Here is a 9086-nt window from a genome sequence, read left to right on the forward strand (position 1 = left end):
TCTCGGCGCTCTCCACCGTGGGCGCCCTGTATCTGGCCGCGGCGCCGCCCGGCACCAACACGCGCGCGCTGTTCAACGCGCTGCTCGCGTGGGGGCTCTCGATGTCCGTGGTCGGCGCAGCGCTCTGCTGGATTCTGTTCGCGTACGAGCCCCGGACAACCAAGTCTCCGAGGACGACCCCGAGGACCGCTGGGAGCAGAGGGAATCTGAAAACGCGCAGCACCGCGCCGGCCATGCCGGCCGCCAGCGTCAGGCCCGGATCCCGAAGCTCAGCAGGGGCACGAGCGCTGTCGTGGCGACGGTGTTGTTTCCGGCGCCGCGACGCCTTCGGGCGACCCCCGGCCGAACTCCTTCGGGGCCCGCGACCAGCGGCGGGCTTCGTTGTAGGACAGGAACGCCGTGATCTTCCACGAGATGTTCCACCAGCGGCGCATCATCCCGCTGGACGGGAGTCCGCACGCGAACGTCACGCCGTGGAACGGCGAACCGCGGGGCCGCTGGGACGGCGACACGCTCGTGGTGGAGTCGCGCAACTTCCCGGACCGGCCGCACTACCGGTGGAACAATACCTGGCGCGCCCCGACCAGCCAGTTGCACCTGGTCGAGCGGTTCACGCGCGTCGCCGCCGAGACCATCGACTACGAGGCCACCCTCACCGACACCACGCGCTTCACGCGCCCCTGGACCGTGCGCTTCCCGCTGGCGCAGGAGCAGTCGGCGTGCGGCGTGGCGGCGGAGGAGCTGTTCGAGTTCGCCTGCCACGAGGGGACTACGCGGTCACCAACATCCTTCGCGGCGCGCGGGCGCAGAACGACGAGGTGCAGTAGCCGGACCCGAACCCGCGCAGGCGGAGCCGGCTCACTCCTGCTTCAACAGGTCCGCGGGGAGCCACGCCGGCGTGCCTTCTTCGTACTGGTTGTCGGTCAGGGGCCGCTGGTTGGAGCCGTCGGCGTTCATGATGAACAGCTCGGCATACGGCTGCGGCTGGTTGAGGACGAGCGGCGACTCGTCCTTGTAGCCGAAACGCGAGCTGCTGAAGAGGATGAAGTCGCCGTCGGGCGACCACAGGGAATGTGCGTCGTTGCCTTCCGCATCGGTCAGCCGCCTCAGGTCCGTGCCGTCCGGCCGAATGGTGTAGATGTCGAACTCGTCGTACCGAAAGCGGTCGTCCGGGGCGTAGCGGGTGAACATGATCACGTCGCCCCGGGGCGACCAGAACGGCAGGGTGTCGTATTCGGTGGTCAGGATGCGGGACTTGCCGGTGGCGACGTCGACGATGCGCAGCCCCTCTCCGCGCTCGTTCCCGGTCCAGTAGCGATACACGATCTCCGTCCCGTCGGGCGACCAGCTCGGGAACCCGGCGTTGCCCGGTCCCGAGGTGACCACACGCACCTCGGACCCGTCCGCCTTCATGATCATGATCTCGGCGGGCCCGCGGCTGCGACCGAGGAAGAAGGCGCCCGCGCCGAACGTCAGCCACCGCCCGTCCCGCGACCATTCCAGGCCCATCACGGTCACGTCATCCTGGTACACCCGCCGCGGGTCGGTCCCGTCGACGTCCCACAGGACCAGCGCCATCCGGTCGGCGCTCGGCGTGCGCTCGCTCACGACAAGGGTGCGGCCGTCGGGCGACACGGCCGGCCAGCCGCTCGCGTGCACGAGCTCGAAGCCGGGCTTCGCCACGGTGCCGAGCAACCGCCGACCCGGCGTGTTGGAGTAATGGTGCATCGTCTCCAGTTGGCCGGCGTGATAGACGACGCGCTCGCCGTCCCGTGACCACGAGGGATTGGCGCGGTCTTCGGACGTGCTCTGTTCGCCGCTCGTGAACGCGAGGGTCCCGGTGCTTCTGGTCTTGATCAGCCAGGCGATGCGATCGGGCCCGATGAACTGCGGCGATACCTTGAGCCCGGGACCCGCGGCGTGGACGGTACGCTCGCCGGTGGCCAGGTCGACCGAGACGATGCGCGACGAGCCGCCGCCGAAGTGCGCGCTGACGGTGTTCCGCACGGGCATCTCGTAGAACACGATCGTGGCGCCGTCGGCCGACCATTTCGGCGATCCCGCCATCATCTCCGGGTCCGTCGTGAGCTTGCGCAGGCCCGTGCCGTCGGCTCCGATCACGTAGACGCCGGCCGCCTGCACGTGCTCCCATTTGCCGGCGGGACCGGGGTAGCCCTGGTGGGGAAACCCGGTGCCGCGGTCGGAGCTGAACGCAATCGTCCGTCCGTCCGGAGACCAGCTCGGGCGGAAGTCGCCGCCCGGCGCATTCGTGAGGTTGCGGATCTCGCGGCTCGCGAGGTCCATGAGGTAGATGTCGGTGGCGCCGCCGCGGGACGAGACGAAGGCCAGCGAGCGATTGTCCGGCGACAGCGCCGCCTGGTCGTCGAAGGCCGCCGAATCGGTCAGCCGCTCCAGGTCGCGGCCGTCCAGCCGCACGCGGTAGATGTCGGCCGACCCGCTGCGGTCCGAGGTGAACACGACCCACTCGCCGCCGTGGGAGAACGACGCGTTGTAGTCGATCTGCATGCCGGGCACGAGCTTGCGGGGGTTGCTCCCGTCCGCGTCGGCGATCATCAGCTCGGACCGCAGCGGCATGTACTGGTCGACGTAGATGCGGTCGAGAACCTGGGCCTCCAGCGCCGCCGCGGACGTCAAGACAAGGATGAACACCAACGAGGTCGGAACTGCTCTCATCGTCGTGCTCCCGCGTTTGCTTCAACGAACCCGGGCCATGCCTTCGTCCGCGCCGCCCGCCCGGTTGCGGCCCCGGCCATGCGAAGCTTCACGTGGCCGGGGCAACTCGAGACGCTCCGGCGGGCTACTTGAGCTTGGAGTAGTCGGTGGCGCTCATCATGAACACTTCGGCGCTGAGCGGCACTTCGTACTTCGCGCGCAGTTCGTGCCAGTCGGGGTCGTCCCGGAAGTCCGCGAACACCTGATCGCGATGGGCGCGGTCGCGGTAGGCCAGCATCCAGATCAACGTGTTGGGATTGTCCAGGCTCTGCCAAGCCCAGACGACCTCGGCGCCGTGCTTCTCGAAGAGCGCCACCTCGCCCTCGCGGAAGCGCCGGTGCAAGTTGTCGATGCCGCCCTTGCCGTCCATCTCCGGCTCGGCCGTGTACATGCGGATCTCGAAGCAGCGCGAGTCGGCCGCGACGTTCTTGGAGAATTCCATCGCGAGGTCGCCCGCCGGCCCGCAGGGCGCCGGGTCGTCCTGGGCGAAGGCCAGGCCGCTGAACGCGAGGCTGATCGCGACGGTGAGCATTGCTGTTCTCATCTTCTGTCCCCTTCCCGAATGGTCGTCAGCGTCCGTGCTGCGCGCACCGAATCCTAACACCTGTCGCGACCGCGTATAGGATCGACAGACGACCGGGGAGAGCAGCGGAGGCCATGAGCACCTGGAAGACTTGGCCCGGCTTGAAACTTGACGAGACCGATTCGTCGAGGGCGTTCACGTGAGCGACCAGCAGCGCGCCACGAGCGCGGTCGTGGATTTCGTCGACCGGACCCGCTGGCAGGACTGTCCGCCGGAGGCCGTCCGGATCGCGAAGCGCTGCGTCCTCGACGGGCTCGGCGTCATGCTGGCCGGATCGACGCAGGACGCGGGCCGTATCCTGCGCGGCTGGGTGCAGACGGTCGACGCGAAGCCGGAGTCCACCGCGTTCGGCCCCGAGCCGTTCCGGAGCGGTGCGTCCTCGGCGGCGCTGCTCAACGGGACGAGCGGCCATGCGCTGGACTGGGACGACACGCAACTGGCGACCAGCCCCGACCGGATCTTCGGGTTGCTGACGCACCCGACGGTGCCGCCGATGGTCGCCGCCCTGGCCATCGGCGAGCGGCAGCACGCGTCCGGCAAGGCGTTCCTCGAGGCGTTTCTCACCGGCTTCGAGGTCGAGTGCAAGATCGCCGAGGCCATCAGCCCCGGCCACTACAGGAAGGGCTTCCACTCGTCCGGCACCGTCGGCACGTTTGGCGCGGCGGTCGCCGCCGGCAGGCTGCTGGGTCTCGAGGGCGATCGGATGGCGCACGCGCTCGCCATCGCGGCGAGCTCGGCCTCCGGCATCCGCGTGAACTTCGGGTCGATGACCAAGCCGCTGCACGTGGGCCGGGCGGCGCAGAACGGGGTGGTCGCGGCCGAGCTCGCCGCGCGCGGCTTCACGGGAGGCCGGGACGCCCTCGATCCGCCGTGGGGCTTCTTCCAGGCGTTCAGTCACGGTGAGGGCTTCGACGCCGACCGTATCGTCGGCAGGCTCGGCGACCCGCATGCGATCGTGTGGCCCGGCGTATCGATCAAGCCGTACCCGTGCGGCGTGCTCGGGCATCCGACGATGGACGCCATGCGGCGGCTGGTGATCGCGCATGACGTGCAGCCGGAGCGCATCGTGCGGATTCGCGTGCGCGCCGGGTCCAACATCCTCAATCCGTTGCGGTACCCCATCGCGAGCAACGAGCTCGAGGCGAAGTTCTGTCCGGCGTTCATGGTGAGCGCCATCGCGCTCCGGCGGAAGGCGGGCGTTCACGAGTTCAACGACGAGTTCGTCCGGAGTGCGCCGGTGCAGGCGATGATGCGGAAGGTGGAGCGCGTGCTCGACCCCGAGATCGAGGCGAAGGGCTGGGAGAAGATCCGCAGCACCGTCGAGGTGGATCTCGACGACGGCCGCACCCTCGCCGAGGAGGCGGACGAACGCTATCGGGGCGGGCCGGACCTGCCGTTCACCCGCGAGGAGCTCCACGAGAAGTTCAGCGACTGCGCATCGCTCGTGCTGCCCCCGCCGGCGATCGACGAGACCGCCGGCATGGTCGAGGCGCTGGAGGACCTGTCCGACGTGAGCGAGCTCTCCCGCCTCTTGAGCGCAGCCCCCGCGGCTGCGGCGCCATGATGCTCGCGTGGGTCTCGGTCGGAGCGCTCGTCCTGGCCGTCGCGCTGAGTGTTCTCACGAGAGTCAACGTCGGCATCCTGTCGCTGGCCATGGCCTGGCTGGTGGGGGTGTACCTGGGCGGCATGTCGGTCAATACCGTCCTGTCCGGCTTTCCCGTGCCGCTGCTGGTCACGCTCGTCGGCGTCACGTTGCTGTTCAGCATGGCCGACACCAACGGCACGCTGTCCAGATTGACGGGACGGGCCGTCCGGCTCTGCCGCGGGAACGCGGGGGTGTTGCCGCTCATGTTCTTCGCGGTGGGCGTGGTCGTGTCCACGATCGGTCCCGGCGGCACGCCGGCCAGCGCCCTGCTGGCGGCGCCCGCCATGGCCGTCGCGGGGCGGGTGGGCATACCGCCGCTGCTGATGGCGATCATGACCGGCAACGGCGCGTTGGCGGGCACGCTGTCGCCGTTCGCGCCGGGCGGCGTCGTCGCCAACGACGTGATGGCGCGCATCGGCCTCGAGGGCCTCGAGTGGCAGACCTACGGGTACAACGTGCTGGCGCACTCGATCGTGGGCCTGGGCGGCTTCGTGCTGCTCGGCGGCCTGAAGCTCTTTCGCCGACACCAGGGAGATGCCGGCTCCGGGGAGCCGGACGTCGAGCCCTTCGAACGCAGGCACTGGCTGACCGTCGCCGGCATCGCGGCGCTGATCGTCGCGGTGGTCGGCTTCGATGCGCACGTGGGCCTGACGGCGGTCCTCGTCGCCGCGCTGCTCACACTCCTCGGCAGCGTCGACGAACGGCAAGCCATTCAGCGCATGCCCTGGGGCGTCATCCTGATGGTCACCGGGGTGACGGTGCTGATCTCGATAATGCAGAGGACCCAGGGCATGGACCTGTTCACGAGCGGGCTGGCCGGCATTTCCACCTCGGAAACGGTCGTGCCGATGATGGCGTTCGGGACAGGCCTGATATCGGTGTACAGCAGCACGTCCGGCGTGGTGATGCCGGCATTCCTGCCCATGGTGCCGGACCTCGCGCAGCAGATTGGCGCCGTCGAACACGTGCACCTCGCGTGGTCGATCACCGTCGGCGGCGGGCTCGTCGATCTCTCGGCGCTCTCCACCGTGGGCGCCCTGTATCTGGCCGCCGCGCCCCCCGGCACCAACACGCGCGCGCTGTTCAACGCGCTCCTCGCGTGGGGGCTGTCGATGTCCGTGGTCGGCGCAGCGCTCTGCTGGATTCTGTTCGGGTAAAGGCCACGCCCACCGCCGCCGTCCGGGTCACGGCATGAAGCGGCCGCCGCTGACGTGCAGCGTCTGACCGGTGACGTAGGGTTCGCCCGGGTCGGCCAGCGCGAGCACGGCTCGCGCGACCGCTTCGGGGCTTCCGGCGGCATGGCCGGCGTCGTCGAGATGGGGAGGCGGCCGTCCGTCGGGCCGGACGGTGTCGATCGCGCCCGGGACGACGCAGTTGGCCCGGATCCGGCCCAGGCCCTCCTCGGCCAGGGCGCGCGTCAGGCCGATCAGGCCGGCCTTGGCCGTGATCACGTGGACGCGGCCCCGCTTCGGCCGGTGGGCGGTGAGACCGCCGATGTTGACGATGGCGCCGTTGCGGTCCTGCGGCAGACGGCGGAACAGCTCCCGCGACGTCAGGAACGCGCCGGTCAGCGTCACGTCGAGGACCGACGTCCAGGCGGCGCGCGTCGTCGTCTCCAGGGGTTCGTCGGGGCGTATCGCGGCGTTGTTGACCAGGATGGACACCGGCCCCAGCCGGGCCCCGATCTCCTCGAAGCCGTCGACGACGGCGGGCTCGTCGTCGACGCGCACCAGCATGCCGCAACGCTCGTCCGCACCGCCGTCGATTGCGTCCAGCGCCTCGGCCAGCGCCGCCGGATCCGACCCGCCCCAGATGCAGACCCGGGCCCCGGCGGCGCGGAGGGTCCGCGCGATCGCCAGGCCGATGTTCCGGCTGCCGCCGGTCACCAGGGCCACTTCGGCGCCCAGATCGGGAGATTGGCTCATGCCGAGGACGGCGCCCCGAGGTTATCGACAACCCGGGCGGGTTGCCGGAGCGGCAATGCTCCGGCAATCGGTCTTGCGGCCGAGGCGAGCGTGCGATTGCGAGCGCGCACGGCGCCCCGGGGATCCAACCACGGGACGCCGTCGCGTCTCTCTCTCATCGAATGTCCATCAGTCGATGGCGAAGCAGTAGAACAGGCCGGCCCCTCCCGTGGCCACCAGATTCTCCTGTGAGCAACCGCGTGACGGGTGGGCGGTGTTCCAGGGCGAACCCGGCGTCGTGAACGAGTAGCGGTCGGCGTGGCCGAGCATGGCGCTGCCGTCGTCGTTGCTGGTCCAGTTGCCGCAGGTGCGGTCCTCGCCCTCCGGGAACGCCGTGCCGTCGATCCGGGTGCCGGTCAGCACGTCGTGCTCGGTGAAGTCGGGGTCTCCATCGATGCGTGATGCGAACTGGTTGCCGTTCTCGTCCAGGGAGTGGGTCCAGTTGAAGGTGGAGTTGTCGTAGTGCAGGCGTTCGACGCTGGTGGCCATGACGAGGCCCTGCGCGTTCGCCCACGGTCCTGCCCCGATCCGGTCCCGTGCGTTGACCGCTCCGGGGCCCTGCGTGCTCAGGTAGGCCCGCCACGTGCGGTCGCCGGCGCCCGCCGCGGCGGCCAGCGTCTGGCAGTGGGCGTCCGCGCCGTCGAGCCCACCCAGGTTGGCGCCGTCGCCGAGGCCGGTGCTGGTGACGAAAAAGCCCATCGGCGGCGGGTCCTGTTGCTGGGCCACGACCGATAGCCCGGACAGGACCAGCGCACCGAAGACCGCCGTAGCCGCCAACCGGATTCGTTTGTTTCTCATCTGATCGTTTCCCTCCTTCACGATCGGTGAACAGGCTTCATTCTAGCCCACCCGCATCCGGACGCCGCCGCGCCAGGCAACGCGGAGGTCTATCCGGCCACGACCATGGGGCGTCCGCGACCGCTCGAGACCATCACGGTTGAGGTTTCTCCTGGGCGATCTGGATCAGGTTGCCGCACGAATCGTCGAATACCGCCGTAATGACGGTCCCGAGGTCGGTTGGCGGCTGCACGAATCGCACGCCTCTGGCCAGGAGGCGCTCGTGTTCGGCTTCGACGTCGTCGACCGCAAAGGAGGTCCAGGGGATACCGTCGTCCACGAGCGCCCTCTTGAACGGACGCGCCGCGGGATGCTCATCGGGCTCGAGCACCAACTCCGTCCCCTCCGGAGCTTCCTCGGATACGAGAGAGATCCAGGAATGCTCTCCCAGCGGGATGTTGTGCTTCAACTGGAAGCCAAGCGTTTCGGTGTAGAAGCGAAGCGCCTTCTGTTGGTCGTCTACCATGACGCTGGTCGCGTTGATTCTCATTGTTCGAATGCCCTTTCATCATGTCGAGATCGGCCAACGCTGTGCGATGGCCTTCAGCGGTCCGCCCTCGAACCAATGCAACTTCGACCTGCCCTCGCGCCGCGTGCGAATCAGCCCGGCGGCCTCCAGGACGTCCAGGTGTTGCGTGATCGCCTGCCGCGAGGAGTTGATGCCGTGCTTCATGGTCAGGCGTGCGCAGAGCTCGAAGAGCGTTTGGCCCGACCGATCGACGAGTTCATCCAGGATGGCTCGCCGGGTCGGGTCAGCGATGGCGCGATACACGTCCACAAGATCAGTCCAAGGCAAGTGCCCGCTTGCACGTCGGATCCCATGATATGCAAGTGTATCCTTGCATGTCAACTGCCCCTGGAGCGCCCCGGGAGCAACTCTCCATGCCGATCGTCGTGGTGTCGAGGGGATGGCCGAGCACGTCGGCGACTTCCGGCCGCCCTGTGCGCGCGGGCGACTCTGGCTCGATCCACCGGCGTATGGTACATTTGGCGACACCTCTAGAGGACGGAGTAGGACTCATGCCTGTTTATCTCAGAACACTCGCCTCGGTGCTCGTGATTCTCGGTCTGGCGGCCGCCGCCGGCGCCCAGGGCGGCGACATTCTGCCGCCGGTACCGACGCCGACAGACATCAAGCCGGGCAGCATCACGTGCGACGAGTGCCCGTATCCGGCCCCGAGCAAGTATCTCGACATCAGTGTCTACAGCCAGGACGTGCGCATGTCCTACATGGACATCGCGCCGACCGGCGCGGCCAACGGCCACGTCGTCCTGCTGATGCACGGCAACAACTTCGGCGGCTTCTACTTCGGTGACATCATCG

The 9086-nt window shown here is 68.8% G+C and carries 9 protein-coding genes and 1 pseudogene; 3 read left to right on the forward strand and 7 right to left on the reverse strand.

Annotation, left to right across the window (positions count from 1 at the left end; all coding sequences use genetic code 11):
• Positions 1–253: 253 nt before the first annotated feature.
• The 3 genes and pseudogenes from F4X11_19585 to F4X11_19595 all read right to left on the reverse strand — a co-directional run bounded on the left by F4X11_19585 (position 254) and on the right by F4X11_19595 (position 3277).
• Positions 254–404: pseudogene (locus F4X11_19585) on the reverse strand (tripartite tricarboxylate transporter permease).
• A gap of 454 nt (positions 405–858) precedes the next feature.
• Positions 859–2694 (reverse strand): hypothetical protein, encoded by a 1836-nt coding sequence (locus F4X11_19590; GenBank protein MYN67203.1) that lies wholly within the window; start codon positions 2692–2694, stop codon positions 859–861.
• Between the two features lie 124 nt (positions 2695–2818).
• Positions 2819–3277 (reverse strand): hypothetical protein, encoded by a 459-nt coding sequence (locus tag F4X11_19595; protein MYN67204.1) that lies wholly within the window; start codon positions 3275–3277, stop codon positions 2819–2821.
• A 178-nt stretch (positions 3278–3455) separates the two neighbouring features.
• Between F4X11_19595 and F4X11_19600 the strand changes: the two genes are divergently transcribed.
• Together F4X11_19600 and F4X11_19605 are read left to right on the forward strand one after the other, a co-directional pair.
• Positions 3456–4880 carry an MmgE/PrpD family protein gene (locus tag F4X11_19600; protein MYN67205.1) on the forward strand — a complete coding sequence of 475 codons (1425 nt, stop codon included), beginning with the start codon at positions 3456–3458 and terminating at the stop codon, positions 4878–4880.
• Positions 4877–6118: a C4-dicarboxylate ABC transporter gene (locus F4X11_19605; protein ID MYN67206.1), complete on the forward strand. Its 1242-nt coding sequence runs from the start codon at positions 4877–4879 to the stop codon at positions 6116–6118. Before F4X11_19600 ends, F4X11_19605 begins: the two co-directional genes overlap by 4 nt.
• 27 nt (positions 6119–6145) lie before the next feature.
• On the opposite strand, the gene F4X11_19610 is transcribed toward F4X11_19605, so the two are convergent.
• From F4X11_19610 to F4X11_19625, 4 genes are all read right to left on the reverse strand, one after another.
• Positions 6146–6886: an SDR family oxidoreductase gene (locus F4X11_19610; GenBank protein MYN67207.1), complete on the reverse strand. Its 741-nt coding sequence runs from the start codon at positions 6884–6886 to the stop codon at positions 6146–6148.
• A 168-nt stretch (positions 6887–7054) separates the two neighbouring features.
• Positions 7055–7723: a hypothetical protein gene (locus F4X11_19615; GenBank protein ID MYN67208.1), complete on the reverse strand. Its 669-nt coding sequence runs from the start codon at positions 7721–7723 to the stop codon at positions 7055–7057.
• 133 nt (positions 7724–7856) lie between these two features.
• Entirely contained in the window at positions 7857–8252 is a 396-nt protein-coding gene (locus F4X11_19620; protein ID MYN67209.1) for a VOC family protein, read from the reverse strand.
• A gap of 18 nt (positions 8253–8270) precedes the next feature.
• Positions 8271–8540 carry a helix-turn-helix transcriptional regulator gene (locus F4X11_19625; protein ID MYN67210.1) on the reverse strand — a complete coding sequence of 90 codons (270 nt, stop codon included), beginning with the start codon at positions 8538–8540 and terminating at the stop codon, positions 8271–8273.
• A 242-nt stretch (positions 8541–8782) separates the two neighbouring features.
• Here F4X11_19625 and F4X11_19630 point away from each other — a divergent pair.
• On the forward strand, positions 8783–9086 hold a 304-nt coding region (locus tag F4X11_19630; protein MYN67211.1), incomplete at its 3' end, for a hypothetical protein.

This window comes from Acidobacteriota bacterium (genome assembly GCA_009861545.1).
Classification (GTDB): domain Bacteria; phylum Acidobacteriota; class Vicinamibacteria; order Vicinamibacterales; family UBA8438; genus WTFV01.

Excerpts from the sequence above, each read along its gene's own strand:
- F4X11_19620 (MYN67209.1), bottom strand. The coding sequence starts at position 8,252 with ATGAGAATCAACGCGACCAGCGTCATGGTAGACGACCAACAGAAGGCG.
- F4X11_19605 (MYN67206.1), top strand. The coding sequence starts at position 4,877 with ATGATGCTCGCGTGGGTCTCGGTCGGAGCGCTCGTCCTGGCCGTCGCG.
- F4X11_19615 (MYN67208.1), bottom strand. The coding sequence starts at position 7,723 with ATGAGAAACAAACGAATCCGGTTGGCGGCTACGGCGGTCTTCGGTGCG.
- F4X11_19610 (MYN67207.1), bottom strand. The coding sequence starts at position 6,886 with ATGAGCCAATCTCCCGATCTGGGCGCCGAAGTGGCCCTGGTGACCGGC.
- F4X11_19590 (MYN67203.1), bottom strand. The coding sequence starts at position 2,694 with ATGAGAGCAGTTCCGACCTCGTTGGTGTTCATCCTTGTCTTGACGTCC.
- F4X11_19595 (MYN67204.1), bottom strand. The coding sequence starts at position 3,277 with ATGAGAACAGCAATGCTCACCGTCGCGATCAGCCTCGCGTTCAGCGGC.